The sequence below is a fragment of the Burkholderia catarinensis genome (assembly GCF_001883705.2).
Taxonomy (GTDB): domain Bacteria; phylum Pseudomonadota; class Gammaproteobacteria; order Burkholderiales; family Burkholderiaceae; genus Burkholderia; species Burkholderia catarinensis.
Genome location: NZ_MDEQ02000002.1, coordinates 60,751 through 77,351 on the forward strand (window position 1 = coordinate 60,751; position 16,601 = coordinate 77,351).

Below are 16,601 nucleotides of genomic sequence, written 5' to 3' on the forward strand. Positions count from 1 at the left end.
GCGGTCACCTCCGCGGAACACGGAGGTGACCGCGCAACACAATTTAGTGATGGGGCAAGACTCGGTCTATCTGACACGAACGAAATTGCGCTGCGCCTGTAGGGCACCACACCGCTCACGCGCCGAGCAGCATCCCCTTTCGCACCGGCACCGTGCCCGTCACGCGGCCGAGCGGCGCGCCGGCCGTCACGAAGCGGATCGCGCGGCGCATGTAGAACACGCCGTCGGTGCCGCTCGAGATCGTCGTGATCGTATCCGTCAGCGGATCGACGATGTCGAACAGCGGATCGCCGGCGCGAATCGTCGCGCCGATCGCCGCGCGGTGCACGAGTATCCCGCTCACCGGCGCGTAGAACTGCTCGCTGCCCGCGAGCGGCGTGGCCGGCGCGGCAAGCGGCGGCAGCGGCGCGGGTGCGCCCTGCACCGCGCCGCGCCACACGAGGTAAGCGACGAGCGCATCGGCATCGCGTTCCGCGTATTCATACGTCACGTCGCGCTGGCCGCGGCACTCGACCGTCACGGCCACGGTGCCGGCCGCCATCGGCGTGCCTTCCGGCAAGTGCTGCCGCAACCGCGACCACAGCAGGTGATGCGCATCGTCGAACGCGTGGCCGCCCGAATCCTCGGCAAGCAGCGACACCTCCGAGCCGAGATAACGCGCCAGCGGTTCGACCTCCGGCCATGCGGTGTCGCTCGTGTACACGTGCATCACCGCTTCGAGCGAGCAATGCAGGTCGATCACGACCTCGGCGTCGTGCGACAGCTGCAGCAGCGCGAGCTGCAGCGCATCGAATTCGGTGCGCGGCGCGATATCGTCGAGCGCCGCGCCGACGCATTCGCGCACGATCGCGCGATTGCGTTCGCCGTCGTCGCCGAGCCGCTCGCGCGCGCGCGCGGCGATTTCCGCGAGCGGCAGGAAGCCGCGATTGAAGTTGCGTCCGCTCGCCAGGTCGAAACGGCCGATGAATTGCCCGAGCAAATGATGATTGAGGCCGACCGGGTTCGACACCGGCACGAGCACGATCTCGGCCGCGAGCCGGCCTTCGGCGTCGAGCTGCGCGAGACGCTGCTTCAGCACGAACGCCGCGAGCATCGCGGGCGTCTCGTCCGCATGCAGCGCGGCCTGCAGGTAGATCTTGCGGCCGGTATCGGCCGGCCCGAAATGAAAGCTCGTCAGCGTGCGCTGCGTGCCGATCGACGGCGACAGGAGCGGCGTGGTGCGAATCTGCATCGTGAATCTCGAACGGTGGGAATGGATGAAGCGGAACGATCGCCGCTCAGTCGCCGTACGGATTGAAATCGAAGTAGCGCTTCGCGATCCGTTCGTACGTGCCGTCCTTCAGCATCGACGCGATCGCGCCGTCGATCGATGCCTTGAGCGCGGTATCCGACTGCCGCATGCCGATGCCGACGCCGCGATCGCCCATGTCGAGCGGCGCGCCGACGAACGCGAAGCCCTTGCCCTTCGGCGTGCGCAGGAACCCGTAGTCGGCCTCCACCGTGCCGAGCAGCGCCGCGTCGAGCCGGCCGTTGACGAGATCGGCGAACACGTCGTCCTGGCTCTTGTACGGCACCACGCCGATGCCGGCCGGCGCCCAGTGCGCGAGCGCCCACGATTCGAACTGCGTGCCCGACTGCACGCCGACGCGCTTGCCTGCCAGCGACGCGGCCGTGCTGCCGAGGCCGCTCTCGGGCCGCGCGACGAGCCGCGACTTGAAGCGGAACAGCTTCGACGAGAACAGGATCTGCTTCTCGCGCTTCCCGGTGATCGCCATCGACGACAGGATCGCGTCGATCTTGCGTGCCTGCAGCGCCGGGATCATCCCGGAGAATTCGAGCTCGACCCACTGGCAGCGCAACTGCGCGCGGCGGCAGATCTCGTTGCCGAGATCGACGTCGAAGCCCTTCAGGCTGCCGTCGGGCGCTTTCGAATCCATCGGCGGATAGGTCGGATCGATGCCGAGGCGCACCGGGCGCGCGTCGAGCGCGTGCGCGGCGCCGGCCGCGAACGCAAGGCACAGGGAAACGAGCGGGATGAAGGTGCGTTTCATGGTCGATCGGGAGCGGGACGTTGGGCAAACGGCATGAGCCGGACTGCCTGCGATCGTAGTGCGCACGCGCCGCCGCCGGAACCGCCCGCGGCCTTATCATGATCAGTATTTCCGATCACCGGCCCCGTGCTTGCCCATGGCGTTCACGCTCTCCCAGCTCCGCATCTTCCAGGCCGTCGTCGAGCACGGCAGCCTGCGCGCCGCGGCGCGCGCGCTCGATCTCGCGCAAAGCGGCGTCACGCAGCAACTGCAAAGCCTCGAGGCAACGCTCGGCGCGACGCTGTTCACGCGCACCAATCGCGGGATCGTGCCGACGGCCGTCGGCCAGCGGTTGCTCGCGCGCTCCGGCTCGATCCTCGGCGAATGCGAGCAGGTCGAGCGGGAAATCCGGCAACTGAGCGGCGCGTACGAAGGCACCGTCACGCTCGGCCTTGTAGCCGAACCGCTGATCGACGCGTTCGCGCCCGTGCTGAGCGCGTTCCGCGCGCGCTTCGACAAGGTCGACGTGCACCTGCGCACCGGCACGTCGCGGATGATGATCGGCTGGCTGCGGGAAAGCGCGGTCGATTTCTCGATCGCGCTCGTCGCGAGACAGACCGACACGACCGATCTCGCGGTCACGCCGCTGCGTGCGTCGGCGCCGGTGGTCGTGTGCCGCAACGGGCATCCGGCGATGCACGCGCAATCGCTCGCCGAACTGGCCGAATACGCGTGGGTATCCACGCGCTCGCCGAACCTGAGCGCCGATCCCGTCGTCAACCGGCTGCTCGCGTACTTCGACACGCACGGCCTGCCGCCGCCGAAGATTCTCGCGACCGTCGAAGGGATGTTCGAGACGCTGCAGCTCGTCACGCAGACCGATTGCCTGTCGCTCGAAACCGAAGCCGTGACGCGGCACGGGCCGTTCGCCGGCGCGCTCGCGAAGGTGCCCGTGCGCGAGCAGGCCGAATCGCAGGACGTCTGCCTGCTGCAGCGCGCGGCCGTGCCGCTGACGCCGGCCGCACAGGAACTGGCGGCAATGCTCGCGTCATACCTGAGGATGGTGCGCGGGCGGTAAGCGCTTGATGCCGCTCGTGCCGCCCACGCCGCGCGTCAGTCCAGCGATTCCCGGGCCGTCTCGCGCAGCATCGCGACCGCGATCAGCGACAGCACCACGCACGTCGCCACGTAGCCGGCCGGCGCGAGCTTGCTGCCGGTCGTCTTCACGAGCCAGGTCGCGATCAGCTGCGCGGTGCCGCCGAAAATCGTCACCGCGAGCGCGTAGGCGATCGAGATGCCCGTCGCGCGCACGTGGCGCGGCAGCGACTCGCACATCAGCGCCATTTCCGATGCCGAGCCGAGCGAATAGAACAGCAGCAGCAGCGCGGTCAGCGGCAGGATCACCGACAGCGTCGGATGATGGTTCATCAGCCAGAACGCCGGGAACAGCAGCGCGACCAGCACGCCGCGGCCGACGAAGATCGGCAGGCGCCGGCTGCCGAGCTTGTCCGACAGCCAGCCGAACAGCGGGCACGTGACCAGCATCACGCAGCCCGATGCGACGCCGACGAACATCGACAGCTTCATCGGCAGCCCGAGCGTGTGGATCGCATAGGTCGGCATGTAGAAGGTCAGGATGTAGGTCGACACCGTGCCGCCCATCACCGTGAGCATCAGCAGCAGCACCGTGCGCGTGTGCTTCGAGAACAGCTCGTGCAGCACGCCGCGCTCGATGCCGTGATGGCTGTCGGCGGGCGCATCGTCCGCGAGCCGGCGGCGCAAAAACATGCCGACCGGCGCGATCAGCACGCCGACGAGGAACGGCAGCCGCCAGCCCCAGCTTTCGAGCGCATCCTTCGTCATCGTGTTCGACAGCAGCGCCGCGAAGCCCGAGCCCATCAGCGCGGCGCCGCCCTGCGTCGCGAGCTGCCAGCTCGCGCGGAACGCGCGGTGCGACGTGCCGCCCTGCTCGAGCAGCGTCGACGTCGCCGCGCCGAATTCGCCGCCCTGCGAGAAGCCCTGCATCAGCCGCGCGAACACGACGAGCAGTGGTGCGGCCACGCCGGCCTGCGCATACGTCGGCGCGATCGCGATCAGGCCCGTGCCGAGCGCCATCAGCATGATCGTCAGGTTCAGCGCGGCCTTGCGCCCCTTGCGGTCCGCGTAGACGCCGAGCACGACGCTGCCGAGCGGCCGCGTGAAGAAGCCGGCGGCGAACGTCGCGACCGACAGCAGCAGCGACGTGGTCGGGTCGCTCGACGGGAAGAACAGCTTGCCGATCAGCACCGCGAAGAAGCCGTACACGGTGAAATCGAAGAATTCCAGCCAGTTGCCGATCACGGCCGCCGCGATCGCGCCGCGCCGCGTGACGGCGGGCGTGCCGGGTACACCGGGCGCGTCGGTTTCAGCGGCCCCCGCCGACACGGGGTGCAGCGCGAGATGGTCTTTCTGCATCGTTATCACCTCCTCTCAATGCGGCCGGAAGCGCCGGCCGCTCGCCGCCGCCTGGGTCACTGCCCGAGGTAACGCTCCACGAGACGCGTCCAGAACGCCGCGCCGATCGGCAGGTTGCGATCGTTGAAGTCGTATTTCGGGTTGTGCACCATGCAGCCGTCCTCGCCTTCGCCGTTACCGAGCCGCACGAACGAGCCCGGCCGCTGCTGCAGCATGAACGCGAAATCCTCGCTGCCCATCAGCAGGTCGGTCTGCTCGACCACGTGCGCGTCGCCGACGAGTTCGCGCGCGACCTGCGCGGCGAAATCCGTTTCGGCATCCGTATTGACGACGACCGGGTAGCCTTCGATGTACTCGACATCGGCCGTTGCACCGTAGCTTGCCGCCTGCGCTTCGGCTAGCTCGGTGATGCGGCGCTTGAGCAGCGCGCGTACTTCGGGGCTGAACGAGCGCACGCTGAGTTCGAGGCGCGCGCCGTTCGGAATCACGTTGTTCGCGGTGCCCGCGTGCATCGAGCCGACCGTGACGACCGCCGGCTGCGACGGGTCGACGTTGCGCGCGACGATCGTCTGCAGCGCCATCACGATGCTCGCCGCGACGACCACCGGATCGACCGTCAGATGCGGCCGCGCCGCGTGGCCGCCGACGCCTTCGATCGTGATGATCGCCTTGTCGCCGGCCGACATGAACGGGCCGCGCCGCGTGAGGAACACGCCCGGCGCCGCGCCCGGATGGTTGTGCATGCCGAACACGGCATCGCACGGGAAGCGCTCGAACAGGCCGTCGTCGATCATCTTCTTCGCGCCGCTGTCGACGCCGTGCTCTTCCGCCGGCTGGAAATACAGGTGCACGGTGCCGGAGAAATTGCGCGTCTTCGCGAGATGCTGCGCGGCGCCGAGCAGCATCGTCGTGTGGCCGTCGTGGCCGCACGCATGCATCTTGCCGTGCGTGCCGCTCGCATACGGCAGCCCCGTCGCCTCGACGATCGGCAGCGCATCCATATCGGCGCGAATGCCGATGCTGCGCGTGCCGTCGCCCGCGCGCAGCGTGCCGACGACGCCCGTCTTGCCAACCCCGCGCGTCACCTGCCAGCCCCATTCCTCGAGCTTGTCCGCGACGAGCGCGGCCGTGTCGTGCTCCTCGTACGCAAGTTCGGGATGGTGATGGATGTGGTGACGGATCTCGCGCAGCCCGCCGGCGGCGGGCATCAGATCCTCGATTTCGGTGAATCGGGTATCGGTGGTCATCAAGAGGCTCCTGCTGTTTGTCTGCGCACGGCTGGGGGGCGCGTGCGGGAAAGCGAGCCACTATATCGAGCCGATATCGGTTCAATAAGATGCGGAATTTTTCACCGTGATAAGGTTTTTTAATCAGGGTTAATACGGGCAGCGGCTGCCGGACCGACATCGTCCGACGTTCCGCCCGACGCGATCGGCATGCGGGCCATTGATTTTTGAGACGAACGGTCTATTATTCGCGCATGGACGTTCGAACTGATCCGCCTCGCCGTCGCGGCAGGCCACCGAAGCAGCGCGAGGACCTCGTCGCCACGCGGGACATGCTGTTGCGCACGGGGCTTGAGGTGCTCACCGAAAAGGGCTTTTCGGCCACCGGGCTCGACGAGATCCTCGGGCGCGCCGGCGTGCCCAAGGGCTCCTTCTATCACTACTTCGACAGCAAGGAAGCGTTCGGCCTCGAACTGATCGACCGCTACGCCGACTTCTTCGCACGCAAGCTGGACCGTCATTTCAGCCACCTGGAGCGCTCGCCGCTGCAACGTGTGCGCGCGTTCGTCGACGATGCCCGCGACGGCATGGCCCGCTACGCATACAGCCGGGGCTGTCTGATCGGCAACCTCGGGCAGGAAATGGGCGCGCTGCCCGAAAGTTTCCGCGCGCGCCTGCGCACCACGTTCGAGGACTGGCAACGCCGCCTCGCCGATTGCCTGGTCGCGGCGCAACAGGCCGGCGAGCTGGCCGATTCGGCCGAACCTGCCGAGCTGGCCGCGTTCTTCTGGATCGGCTGGGAAGGCGCCGTGCTGCGCGCCAAGCTGGAGCGCAGCGACATGCCGCTCGCGCTGTTCGCGCAGTTTTTCTTCAATGGACTGCCGCGCGGCTGAATTTTTTTTGCCATTAATTAGACGATCAGTCTAGAAAGGAGAGCAGATGTTTCAAGGCATCGTGATCGACAGGCATGAAACCGGCCAGCACGCCCGGCTCCAGACGCTGGACGACGCGCAGTTGCCCGCGGGCAACGTGACGATCCGGGTGGGCTACTCGACGCTGAACTACAAGGACGGGCTGGCGATCACCGGCAAGAGCCCGGTCGTCCGCAAGTTCCCGATGGTGCCGGGCATCGACCTGGTCGGCGAAGTCGAAGAGAGCACGCACGCCGACTACCGCCCCGGCGACCAGGTCGTGCTCAACGGCTGGGGCGTCGGCGAAACGCACTGGGGCGGCCTGGCCCAGAAGGCCCGCGTCGACGGCGACTGGCTGGTGCCGCTGCCGTCCGCCTTTTCGCCGCAACAGGCAATGGCCATCGGCACGGCCGGCTACACCGCGATGCTGTGCGTGATGGCGCTGGAACGGCATGGCGTGCGCCCCGACGACGGCGAGATCGTAGTGACCGGTGCCGCAGGCGGCGTGGGCAGCGTCGCCACGGCCATTCTCGCGCGGCTCGGGTACCGGGTCGTCGCGGTGACGGGCCGCCCGGCCGATGCCGACTACCTGCGGCAGCTCGGCGCGGCGGAAATCCTGGATCGCGCGCAATTCAGCGAACCCGGCAAGCCGCTCGGCAAGGAACGATGGGCCGGCGCGGTCGACGTGGCCGGCAGCCACGTGCTCGCCAACGTGTGCGCGACCACGCGCTACCGTGGCGTGGTGACGGCCTGCGGCCTGGCCGCCGGCATGGACTTCCCCGCCACCGTCGCGCCGTTCATCCTGCGCGGCGTCACGCTCGTCGGGATCGACAGCGTCATGTGCCCGCGCGCCGAGCGTCTGGATGCATGGCGCCGGCTCGCGTCCGACCTCGACGTCGACAAGCTGGGCGCCATCAGCCACCAGGTCGGCCTGAGCAATGTCATCCCGCTTGCCGCGGACCTGATGAACGGCAAGGTTCGCGGCCGCATCGTCGTAGACGTGAACGCGTGAAGATCGCGACGGCAACCCGTCGTCGCCACTTCTTTTTTCGGCCCGGCCGCTCGCGCACCGATCGCCCGTGCCACGCTGTCGAGGAGAATCCATGACCGCTGCAGACATCGCCCCCATCAGCCGTTTTCCCGTGCCCGCGCTTGAAGACTTGCCCGACGACATTCGCGAACGCATCGCGGCCGTCCAGGAAAAGTCGGGCTTCATCCCGAATGTATTCCTGACCCTCGCGCATCGCCCGGACGAGTTTCGCGCGTTCATGGCGTACCACGACGCGCTGATGGACAAGCCGGGCAACCTGAGCAAGGCCGAACGGGAAATGATCGTCGTGGCCACCAGCGCCGTGAACCAGTGCCAGTACTGCGTGATTGCGCATGGCGCGATCCTGCGTGTTCGCGCGAAGGATCCGCTGATCGCCGACCAGGTCGCCACCAACTACCGCAAGGCCGACCTCACCGTCCGGCAGAAGGCGATGCTCGACTTCGCGATGAAGGTGTCGCAGGCCGCACACCAGGTCGGCGAGCCGGACTTCGACACGCTCGGCTCGCATGGTTTCACCGAGGAAGACATCTGGGACATCGCGGCGATCTCGGCCTTCTTCGGCATGTCCAACCGCATCGCGAACGTGACGAACATGCGGCCCAATGCGGAGTTCTACGCGCTGGGGCGCTGACCGCACGCACCGTGCAGTCACGCGGGCGGGACGCGACGTTCTCGCCCGCTTCGGCCGCGCGATCGTCGGAGGACGCGCGCGCAGGCGCTCGCCGAAGCGGCCGATGCTGCCGGCGCTCAGCGCGTCCCGTGCGGAAACGAGCGGATCTCGTCCGCGAGCCGGTCGCGCAGGGCGCGGACGCGGCTCAGGCGGCGATCGTCAAAGCCGGGCATGCGTTGCAGGCGCTGGTGGAACAGGCCGGCTGAGACGAAGGACCACGGCCGCCGATAGCGGCGCGCTGCCGGCCGGCGCCTGCGCGAACGCGCCGGCATCGGCCGGCAAACCGGATGTCAGTGCTCACTCCACGCCTTCAACGCCGCCAGCCCGTCCGGCAGCTGCGCGTCCGGGAACTGCGTGGACAGCGTCGTGTCGCGCCACCGCGCGGCCTCTTCCGCGCGCTGCGTCTCCGCCTGCTCGCACACGAACAGCGCATCGCCGCCGAGCAGCAATCGCATCGGCACATCCTCGCGGCGCGACAGCTCGACGATCAGCGCCGCGATCCGTACGGGATCGCCGACTTCATGGCCGCTATACGCGCCGAACAGTTCGAGAATCTTCCCGACCGACGGCTGATAGTCGGGCAGCAGGCCGTCGATGTCGCGCTTCGCCTGCGCGGCCCATTCGGTGCGCATCCCGCCCGGCTCGAGCGTGCACACGCGCACGCCGAACGGCGCGACCTCTTTCGCGAGCACGTCGCTGAACCCGCCGACCGCCCACTTCGCCGCCTGATACGCGGACAGGCCGGGCGTCGACGTGCGCCCGCCGACCGACGATACCTGGAAGATGTGCCCCGCACGCTGCGCGCGCATCGTCGGCAACACCGCGCGCGTCAGGTTGATCACGCCGAACAGGTTCGTTTCGACCTGGTCGCGGAAATCCCCCGCGCCCATCTGCTCGAACGGCGCCGTATGGCCGTAGCCCGCGTTGTTCACCAGCACGTCGATGCGGCCAAACGCTTCGCGTGCCGCCGCGACGGCCTGCGCGGCCGCCGCTTCGTCAGTGACGTCAAGCGCGACCGGCAGCAGACGGTCGCCGTAACGCTCGGCCAGATCGGCCAACCGCGCGGGATCGCGCGCACCGGCCACCAGCCGGTCGCCCGCCGCCAGCACCGCTTCCGAAATCGCTCGCCCCAGGCCGCGCGCGGCCCCTGTTACCAGCCAGACTTTCGACATTTCCATTCCTCGACAAAGTTGAAACCACCAAAATGAATGATTACTCACTCATTAATATGGACGCTCAAACGGTCGTTTTCACCGTCCGTCGCCCTGCCTGAAACCGCCTTCCATCGTCGCGGCGACGCCCGCACCGAACGCGCCGCCGCTCATCTCTCTACAACTTGCCGCTACGCCAGCCGCCGCCTCACACCGCGTGCAAAACGGCCCACAACGCGCGAAACCCGGCTTCCCGGTACGCATCGGCCCGCGCCGGATCGCGTGCGATCGACTCCATCGCGGTTTCCGCGATCGACGTGAACAGCGCCGTGCAGAACGCATGCGCGTCGTCGGCGTCGAGCCCGCCCGCGGCGGCACTCTGCGCGCGCAGCAGCGCGGTGATCGCGCCGAAGCCTTCGGTGCCGGCCGCGCGATGCGCGTCGTCGATGCGGCCGCTCACCTCGAGTTGCCGCAGCGCGCGCTGCCCGTGCGGATCCGCGATACCCCACGACACATAGCTGTTCCACACATGCCGCATGGCCTGCTCGGCCGGCGCGTGCTCCGGAAACCCGGTAATCATCGCGTCGCGCAGGTCGGCCTTCAGGCTCAGGTACAGCGCGTTCAGCAGCGCATCCTTGGTCTCGAAATAAGTGAACACCGTGCCTTCCGCGACGCCGGCGAGCCGCGCGATGCGCGCGGTGGTCGCACTCGCGCCGTCCTCCGCGAGCGCCCGGGCGGCCGCGGCGAGGATGGCGTCGTGCTTGTCGGGACTGCGCGGTCGGGCCACGTTCGATTCCTTTAATGAGTGAGCGCTCAATCATAATCAAGCCGACTCCACGAATGCAAGCCCTGTTACATCCTGGGGGAACGCATACGCAATCCATCAAAACCGTGCACTATAAGGGTTTTGCCGTACCGGCACCGGCCATCCGGCGCCCGATGCCCTCGACGTTCGTTTCACGTTCACCGTTTCAAACCGCGAACCTCCCATGACGAATCAGCCTACCCAAACCGCGGCCGACCGGCCCGTCGACATGATCATCTTCGGCGGCGGCGGCGACCTGGCCGCCCGCAAGCTGTTGCCCGCGCTGTACATGGCGCACCTGCACTGCAACCTTCCGCCCGAAACGCGCATCATCGCCGTCGGCCGCCGCGACTGGGGCATCGACGGCTATCGCAAGTTCATGGACGAGCAGTCGCGCCCGTTCATCGACGAGAAGGCGTTCGACGCCGAAGCGTGGAGCCGCTTCCTCGACCTGTTCAAGTACGTGCTGATCGACGTGAACGCGCCGGACGACTACCTGCGACTCGCCGAAGCGGCGCGCGGCGACGCGATCCGCGTGTTCTACCTGTCGACGTCGCCGGAGCTGTTCACGACGATCTGCGACAACCTGTCGGCCGCGCGCCTCGTCGACACTCGCTCGCGCGTCGTCCTCGAAAAACCGCTGGGCCACGATCTCGCGTCCGCGAAGGCGATCAACGATGCGGTCGGCAAGCACTTCGAGGAATCGCAGATCTATCGGATCGACCACTATCTCGGCAAGGAAACCGTGCAGAACCTGATGGTGCTGCGCTTCGGCAACCCGATCTTCGGGCCGCTGTGGCAGGCGCCGAGCATCCGCAGCGTGCAGATCACGGTGGCGGAGACGGTCGGCGTCGGCAGCCGCGCGGGCTTCTACGACCATACCGGCGCGCTGCGCGACATGGTGCAGAACCACCTGCTGCAACTGCTGTGCATCGTCGCGATGGAGCCGCCCGTGTCGCTCGACCCGGACGCGGTGCGCGACGAGAAGCTGAAGGTGCTGCGCTCGCTGCGGCCGATGGCGCTGTCGGATGTCGCGCGCGACACGGTGCGCGGCCAGTACACGGCCGGCGCGGTCGACGGCCAGCCGGTCAAGGGCTATCTCGAGGAAGACAACGTGCCGGCGGACAGCCGCGCGGAAACCTTCGTCGCGCTGCGCGCGCACCTGAACAACTGGCGCTGGGCGAACGTGCCGTTCTTCCTGCGCACCGGCAAGCGGCTGCAGCGCCGCCAGTCGGAAATCGTGATCGAGTTCGCGGACATGCCGTTCTCGATCATCCCGAGCGGCCCGCGCCACTACAGCAACCGCCTCGTGATCCAGCTCCAGCCGGAAGAGTCGATCCAGCTGCAGATGCTCGCGAAGGAACCGGGCAGCGGGATGAACATGGTGCCCGTGAGCCTGAACCTCGACCTGCAGCAGGCGATTCCGGAGCGGCGCGCGGAAGCGTACGAACGGCTGCTGATCGACGTGATCCGCGGCCGCCTCACGCACTTCATGCGCCGCGACGAGCTCGAAGCCGCATGGTCGTGGGTCGAGCCGATCCTCGACGGCTGGAAGCAGCTCGGCGACCGGCCGCGCCTGTACACGGCCGGCACGTTCGGGCCCGCGGCCTCGTCGGCGCTGCTCGCGCGCGACGGGATGTCCTGGTCGGAAGAAGCGTAACCGCCACACGACGGCGTGCCGCCGCGCGGCACGCCGGGCCAATCGGGGCGCGCCCGCCCCGCTTTCCCTGCGGGCCTGCCGTTACAGCGGCCCCATCCACGCGGCCTTGCGCCGCGCCGGCGCATCGCCGCCGCTGCCGCCGCCCAGCACCTCGATCAGGTAGTCGACGAACGACGCGATCCGCGACGAGATCGCGGTATTGCGGTAGTACACCGCATGGATCGGCTGCTCGACATCGAGCGTCTGGCGCGCGAGCACCTGCACGAGCCGCCCCGCGTCGCGATCCTGCGCGGTCATGAAATCCGACAGGCAGACGATGCCCGCGCCGTCCAGCGCGAGCTGCCGCAGCGTCTCGCCGCTCGACGACCAGATGCCCGGCTCGATGCGGCACGGCTCGCCGTCGGCGCCGAGGATCGGCCACACGTTCAGCGATTCGGGCTGCGTGAAGCCGAGCAGCGTGTGCTTGTCCAGATCCTCGACCTTGCGCGGCTGGCCGTGCGCCTCGACATACGCGGGGCTCGCGAGGATGCGCAGCCGGCTGTTGCCGATGCGCCGGCTGTGCAGCGTCGAATCCTTCAACCGGCCGATCCGGAACGCGACGTCGGTGCGCCGCTCCAGCAGGTCGATGATGCCCTCGTTGCTGTTCAGCTCCAGCTCGACTTTCGGAAAGCGTTCGCGATAGCCGCGCACGAGCGGCACGATCACGTGCAGCATGAACGGCGTCGCCGCGTCGACGCGCAGCCGCCCCGACGGCATCTCGCGCCGCGCGAGCATCTGTTCCTCCGCGTTCTCGACCGATTCGATGATCGCGCGCGCGTTCTGCAGGAACGCGCGCCCTTCCTCGGTCAGTTCGAGCCGGCGCGTGGTCCGGCGCAGCAGCGTGGTCTTCAGCTTCTCCTCGAGCCGCGCGAGCGTGCGGCTCGTCGCCGACACGGTGAGGTCGAGCTGCTGCGCGGCGGCGGTAATCGAACCGGAGTCCACCACGGCGGCAAAGGCCTGGAGTTCGTCGAGTGTGATCTTCATTGCGGCATTCTTGATCTGAAATCAAAACAATTTGGTTTATAGACCTGTTTTTCAGCAAAAGTAAAGGCGGCACACTGCGCTCCATCCTCACCGGACCCTGGAGCATCCGTCATGCCACTCGCCCTGCTTGCGCTGACCATCAGCGCCTTTGCCATCGGCACCACCGAATTCGTGATCGTCGGGCTGATCCCGACGATCGGCGCCGACCTCGGCGTCAGCCTGCCGTCCGCCGGCCTGCTCGTCAGCCTCTACGCGCTGAGCGTCGCGATCGGCGCGCCGCTCCTCACCGCGCTCACCGGCCGCGTGCCGCGCAAGACGCTGCTCGCCGCGCTGATGGCGCTCTTCACCGTCGGCAACCTCGTCGCGTGGCAGGCGCCGGGCTACGAATCGCTGATCGTCGCGCGCGTGCTCACCGGCCTCGCGCACGGCGTGTTCTTCTCCGTCGGCTCGATCATCGCGACCACGCTCGTGCCGAAGGACAAGGCCGCCAGCGCGATCGCGACGATGTTCAGCGGGATGACCGTCGCGTTCGTCGCCGGCATTCCGCTCGGCACCTTCATCGGCCAGCACTTCGGCTGGCGCGCGACATTCCTGGTCGTCGCGCTGTTCGGCGTCGTCGCGTTCCTCGGCGCGGTCGCGTTCGTGCCGCGCGGGCTGCCGCAAACGCCGCCCGCGCCGCTCGCCCGCCAGTTCCGCGTGCTTGCGCAGCCGCGCCTGCTGCTCGTCTATGCGATGACGGCCGTCGGCTACGGCGGCTCGCTGATCGCGTTCACGTACATGGCGCCGCTGCTCGAACAGATCGCCGGCTTCACGCCGTCGCAGGTCAGCCTCGTGCTCGTCGGCTACGGCGTGTCGGTCGCGTTCGGCAACGTGTGGGGCGGCAAGCTCGCGGACGCCGTCGGCCCCGTGAAGGCGCTCAAGCGGATCTTCCTGCTGCTCGCGATCGTGCTGCTCGCGCTGACCTTCACGATCCACGTCAAATGGCTCGCGGTGCTGACGATGCTCGCGTGGGGCGCGGTCGCGTTCGGCAACGTGCCGGGCCTGCAGGTGTACGTCGTCAAGCAGGCGCGCCACTTCGCGCCCGACGCCACCGACGTCGCGTCCGGCTTCAACATCGCCGCGTTCAACCTCGGCGTTGCGGGCGGCTCGGCGCTCGGCGGCCTGATCGTCGCGAACGTCGGCCTCGGCCATACGCCGTGGATCGCCGCGGCCGTCACGCTCGGCGCGTTCACGCTCACCGCGCTGAGCGGCCGTCTCGACCGCCGCCACGGCCTGCCGGAACGCACGGCCGAACCCGTCGAACTCGCGCACTGAGCGCCACTTTTCTGCAGGAACCCATCAGCATGAACGCATCGACCCCACGTCCGCCGTTCGCCGGCAGGACTTTCGAAGTCCGTTACGACGGCCTCACCGCGCTCAACGCGTATGACGACGACGGCCTCCACCTGCGCTACGAGATCACCGAAGGCCCGTATGCCGGCGCGAAGGGCGAAGTCGCCTGTACATGGCAGCACGTCGCCGGCGACACCTACGCGATCTCGTGGCAGGAAGCCGACCGCGCGACGGTCGTGCACATCGACGATTTCGCCGCCGGCACGTCGCGCTCGTTCTTCACCGCGTCGTCGCTCGATTTCCATCGGCTCGAAGGCAGCCTGCGCGCGGTCTGAACGGAGCCCGATCATGCCCACCTCACTCGACAAGCTGACTGCCGGCGGCTTCAGCGTCGGCATCGAACTGCCGCTCGACAACGACTGGTCGCCGGCCGGCGACGCGAAGCGCCAGCGTGACGGCCGCCGCCCCGGCGTGCCCGACCTCGAAATCCACGCGGAGCTCGCGCAACTGGCCGACACGCTCGGCTTCCGCGCGCTCTGGGTGCGCGACGTGCCGCTGTACGACCCGTCGTTCGGCGACGCCGCGCAGGTGTTCGAAACCTTCTCGTATCTCGGCTACCTCGCCGGCGTCACGCGCGACATCCTGCTCGGCACCGCGGCCGTCGTGCTGCCGCTGCGCGAGCCGCTGCTGACGCTGAAATCGGCCGCGACGATCCAGGAACTGAGCGGCGGCCGCCTGCTGCTCGGCGTCGCGAGCGGCGACCGGCCGGTCGAATATCCGCTGTTCGGCCGCGACTTCGCCTCGCGCGGCGCGAATTTCCGCGACCAGGTCGCGCTGCTGCGCGACGGCGCGCGCGGGCACCTGCCGCCCGGCCTCGACGTGCTGCCCGCCGCACGCACGCCGGTGCCGCTGCTCGTCGCGGGTCTCGCGCAGCAGACGCCCGCGTGGATCGGCGCGCACATGGACGGCTGCCTCGCGTATCCGGGCACGCCCGACGACCACCGGCAGCGCGCCGCGAACTGGCGCGCGGTGGCCGGCGACAAGCCGTACGTGAGCTTCATCCACCTCGACCTCGCGGAAGACCCGCACGAACCGCTGCAGCGGCACCGCTTCGGCGCACGCGCGGGACGCCTCGCGCTGGCCGAGGAGCTCGCGGCGATGCGCGACGCGGGCGTACGGCACATCGGCCTGCATTTCCGGCGCAACCGCCGCCCGCTCGACGAAACGCTGGCCGAGATCGCATCGGACGTGCTGCCGGCATTCCACGACCGCGCACAAGCACGCGTTGGACGGACAGCGGAAGCCGCTTCCGATACTTGATTTCGAATCAAATATTTTTGACCGGTAACGGCGTTTATTTCATCAGTATCCCGCGCCAGAATGACCTCCGTCTCGAAACCGTTCCACTTTCCCAGGAGCACACGATGAGCAAGATTCCCGCATTCGGCCTCGGCACCTTCCGCCTGCAGGGCCAGGTCGTCATCGACTCGGTCCGCAACGGCCTCGAACTCGGCTACCGCGCGATCGACACCGCGCAGATCTACGGCAACGAAGCCGAAGTCGGCGCAGCGATCGCCGCGTCGGGCGTGCGCCGCGACGAGCTGTTCCTGACCACCAAGATCTGGGTCGACAACTACGCGCCGGAAAAGCTCGTGCCGAGCCTCGAGGAAAGCCTGCGCAAACTGCGCACCGACCACGTCGACCTGACGCTGATCCACTGGCCGGCCCCCGACAACGGCGTCGCGCTCGACACGTTCATGACCGCGCTCGCCGATGCGAAGGCGCAGGGCCTGACGCGCCGGATCGGCATCTCGAACTTCAACATCGAACTGACGAAGCAGGCGATCGCCGCGGTCGGCAAGGACGCGATCGCGACGAACCAGATCGAACTGAGCCCGTACCTGCAGAACCGCAAGCTCGTCGAATTCCTGAACGGCGAAGGCATCCACGTCACGTCGTACATGACGCTCGCGTACGGCAAGGTGCTCGGCGATCCGGTGATCGGCGCGATCGCGCAGCGTCACGATGCGACGCCCGCACAGGTCGCGCTCGCGTGGGCGCTGCGGCTCGGCTACTCGGTCATTCCGTCGTCGACGAAGCGCGAGAACCTCGCGAGCAACCTGCTCGCGCAGACGCTGCGCCTGACCGACGAAGACATGGCGCAGATCGCCGCGCTCGAGCGCAACGGCCGCGAAGTCGACCCGGCCGGCCTCGCGCCGAAGTGGGACTAAGCGCGCCGGCCGCCACCCCGGCACTCGCCACTCGCCATTTGATCCGCCGTAGCCCGA

16 protein-coding genes are annotated in these 16,601 nt (G+C 68.3%); 9 read left to right on the top strand and 7 right to left on the bottom strand.

Annotation, left to right across the window (positions count from 1 at the left end):
- Positions 1-115: 115 nt before the first annotated feature.
- Together BFF94_RS03440 and BFF94_RS03445 are read right to left on the bottom strand one after the other, a co-directional pair.
- The gene (locus BFF94_RS03440; RefSeq protein WP_128845574.1) at positions 116-1,231 is read right to left on the bottom strand and encodes a succinylglutamate desuccinylase/aspartoacylase family protein; all 1,116 of its coding nucleotides are present in this window, start codon (positions 1,229-1,231) and stop codon (positions 116-118) included.
- A gap of 46 nt (positions 1,232-1,277) precedes the next feature.
- Complete coding sequence (locus BFF94_RS03445; protein WP_128845577.1) at positions 1,278-2,051, bottom strand: transporter substrate-binding domain-containing protein; 774 nt, start codon at positions 2,049-2,051, stop codon at positions 1,278-1,280.
- A gap of 136 nt (positions 2,052-2,187) precedes the next feature.
- Here BFF94_RS03445 and BFF94_RS03450 point away from each other — a divergent pair, with 136 nt between their 5' ends.
- Positions 2,188-3,108: a LysR family transcriptional regulator gene (locus tag BFF94_RS03450; RefSeq protein WP_128845579.1), complete on the top strand. Its 921-nt coding sequence runs from the start codon at positions 2,188-2,190 to the stop codon at positions 3,106-3,108.
- A gap of 35 nt (positions 3,109-3,143) precedes the next feature.
- Here the strand turns inward: BFF94_RS03450 and BFF94_RS03455 are convergent, their stop codons facing one another.
- Positions 3,144-4,484 carry an MFS transporter gene (locus tag BFF94_RS03455; RefSeq protein WP_219138992.1) on the bottom strand — a complete coding sequence of 447 codons (1,341 nt, stop codon included), beginning with the start codon at positions 4,482-4,484 and terminating at the stop codon, positions 3,144-3,146.
- Between the two features lie 56 nt (positions 4,485-4,540).
- Positions 4,541-5,731: a M20 aminoacylase family protein gene (locus tag BFF94_RS03460; RefSeq protein WP_128845582.1), complete on the bottom strand. Its 1,191-nt coding sequence runs from the start codon at positions 5,729-5,731 to the stop codon at positions 4,541-4,543.
- 233 nt (positions 5,732-5,964) lie between these two features.
- On the opposite strand from BFF94_RS03460, the gene acuR reads away from it, so the two are divergent.
- The 3 genes from acuR to BFF94_RS03475 all read left to right on the top strand — a co-directional run bounded on the left by acuR (position 5,965) and on the right by BFF94_RS03475 (position 8,303).
- Positions 5,965-6,603, top strand: a complete 639-nt coding sequence (acuR, locus tag BFF94_RS03465) for an acrylate utilization transcriptional regulator AcuR (protein ID WP_128845587.1) — start codon at positions 5,965-5,967, stop codon at positions 6,601-6,603.
- Between the two features lie 46 nt (positions 6,604-6,649).
- Positions 6,650-7,633 (top strand): acrylyl-CoA reductase (NADPH), encoded by a 984-nt coding sequence (gene acuI / locus BFF94_RS03470; protein ID WP_128845590.1) that lies wholly within the window; start codon positions 6,650-6,652, stop codon positions 7,631-7,633.
- Between the two features lie 91 nt (positions 7,634-7,724).
- Complete coding sequence (locus BFF94_RS03475) at positions 7,725-8,303, top strand: peroxidase-related enzyme (protein WP_128845593.1); 579 nt, start codon at positions 7,725-7,727, stop codon at positions 8,301-8,303.
- 329 nt (positions 8,304-8,632) lie between these two features.
- Here BFF94_RS03475 and BFF94_RS03480 read toward each other — a convergent pair whose 3' ends face one another.
- Together BFF94_RS03480 and BFF94_RS03485 are read right to left on the bottom strand one after the other, a co-directional pair.
- Positions 8,633-9,514, bottom strand: coding sequence for an SDR family NAD(P)-dependent oxidoreductase (locus BFF94_RS03480; protein ID WP_128845595.1), 882 nt, complete (start codon positions 9,512-9,514; stop codon positions 8,633-8,635).
- A gap of 187 nt (positions 9,515-9,701) precedes the next feature.
- Positions 9,702-10,280 carry a TetR/AcrR family transcriptional regulator gene (locus BFF94_RS03485; protein WP_128845598.1) on the bottom strand — a complete coding sequence of 193 codons (579 nt, stop codon included), beginning with the start codon at positions 10,278-10,280 and terminating at the stop codon, positions 9,702-9,704.
- A 202-nt stretch (positions 10,281-10,482) separates the two neighbouring features.
- Between BFF94_RS03485 and zwf the strand changes: the two genes are divergently transcribed.
- Positions 10,483-11,958, top strand: coding sequence for a glucose-6-phosphate dehydrogenase (gene zwf / locus BFF94_RS03490; RefSeq protein WP_128845601.1), 1,476 nt, complete (start codon positions 10,483-10,485; stop codon positions 11,956-11,958).
- 81 nt (positions 11,959-12,039) lie between these two features.
- On the opposite strand, the gene BFF94_RS03495 is transcribed toward zwf, so the two are convergent.
- A complete protein-coding gene (locus BFF94_RS03495; protein WP_128845603.1) occupies positions 12,040-12,981 on the bottom strand; it encodes a LysR family transcriptional regulator in 942 nt (313 codons plus the stop codon).
- A 111-nt stretch (positions 12,982-13,092) separates the two neighbouring features.
- On the opposite strand from BFF94_RS03495, the gene BFF94_RS03500 reads away from it, so the two are divergent.
- The 4 genes from BFF94_RS03500 to dkgB all read left to right on the top strand — a co-directional run bounded on the left by BFF94_RS03500 (position 13,093) and on the right by dkgB (position 16,544).
- Positions 13,093-14,295: an MFS transporter gene (locus tag BFF94_RS03500; protein ID WP_219138993.1), complete on the top strand. Its 1,203-nt coding sequence runs from the start codon at positions 13,093-13,095 to the stop codon at positions 14,293-14,295.
- A gap of 29 nt (positions 14,296-14,324) precedes the next feature.
- Entirely contained in the window at positions 14,325-14,648 is a 324-nt protein-coding gene (locus tag BFF94_RS03505) for a MoaF-related domain-containing protein (RefSeq protein ID WP_128845605.1), read from the top strand.
- A gap of 13 nt (positions 14,649-14,661) precedes the next feature.
- Positions 14,662-15,633, top strand: a complete 972-nt coding sequence (locus tag BFF94_RS03510; protein WP_219138994.1) for an LLM class oxidoreductase — start codon at positions 14,662-14,664, stop codon at positions 15,631-15,633.
- Positions 15,634-15,737: 104 nt separating this feature from the next.
- Positions 15,738-16,544: a 2,5-didehydrogluconate reductase DkgB gene (dkgB, locus tag BFF94_RS03515; RefSeq protein ID WP_128845609.1), complete on the top strand. Its 807-nt coding sequence runs from the start codon at positions 15,738-15,740 to the stop codon at positions 16,542-16,544.
- Positions 16,545-16,601 lie beyond the last annotated feature (57 nt).

Excerpts from the sequence above, each read along its gene's own strand:
- acuI (WP_128845590.1), top strand. The coding sequence starts at position 6,650 with ATGTTTCAAGGCATCGTGATCGACAGGCATGAAACCGGCCAGCACGCC.
- BFF94_RS03440 (WP_128845574.1), bottom strand. The coding sequence starts at position 1,231 with ATGCAGATTCGCACCACGCCGCTCCTGTCGCCGTCGATCGGCACGCAG.
- BFF94_RS03455 (WP_219138992.1), bottom strand. The coding sequence starts at position 4,484 with ATGCAGAAAGACCATCTCGCGCTGCACCCCGTGTCGGCGGGGGCCGCT.
- BFF94_RS03450 (WP_128845579.1), top strand. The coding sequence starts at position 2,188 with ATGGCGTTCACGCTCTCCCAGCTCCGCATCTTCCAGGCCGTCGTCGAG.
- dkgB (WP_128845609.1), top strand. The coding sequence starts at position 15,738 with ATGAGCAAGATTCCCGCATTCGGCCTCGGCACCTTCCGCCTGCAGGGC.
- BFF94_RS03495 (WP_128845603.1), bottom strand. The coding sequence starts at position 12,981 with ATGAAGATCACACTCGACGAACTCCAGGCCTTTGCCGCCGTGGTGGAC.
- acuR (WP_128845587.1), top strand. The coding sequence starts at position 5,965 with ATGGACGTTCGAACTGATCCGCCTCGCCGTCGCGGCAGGCCACCGAAG.
- BFF94_RS03445 (WP_128845577.1), bottom strand. The coding sequence starts at position 2,051 with ATGAAACGCACCTTCATCCCGCTCGTTTCCCTGTGCCTTGCGTTCGCG.
- BFF94_RS03480 (WP_128845595.1), bottom strand. The coding sequence starts at position 9,514 with ATGTCGAAAGTCTGGCTGGTAACAGGGGCCGCGCGCGGCCTGGGGCGA.
- BFF94_RS03505 (WP_128845605.1), top strand. The coding sequence starts at position 14,325 with ATGAACGCATCGACCCCACGTCCGCCGTTCGCCGGCAGGACTTTCGAA.
- BFF94_RS03500 (WP_219138993.1), top strand. The coding sequence starts at position 13,093 with ATGCCACTCGCCCTGCTTGCGCTGACCATCAGCGCCTTTGCCATCGGC.
- BFF94_RS03475 (WP_128845593.1), top strand. The coding sequence starts at position 7,725 with ATGACCGCTGCAGACATCGCCCCCATCAGCCGTTTTCCCGTGCCCGCG.
- BFF94_RS03460 (WP_128845582.1), bottom strand. The coding sequence starts at position 5,731 with ATGACCACCGATACCCGATTCACCGAAATCGAGGATCTGATGCCCGCC.
- BFF94_RS03510 (WP_219138994.1), top strand. The coding sequence starts at position 14,662 with ATGCCCACCTCACTCGACAAGCTGACTGCCGGCGGCTTCAGCGTCGGC.
- zwf (WP_128845601.1), top strand. The coding sequence starts at position 10,483 with ATGACGAATCAGCCTACCCAAACCGCGGCCGACCGGCCCGTCGACATG.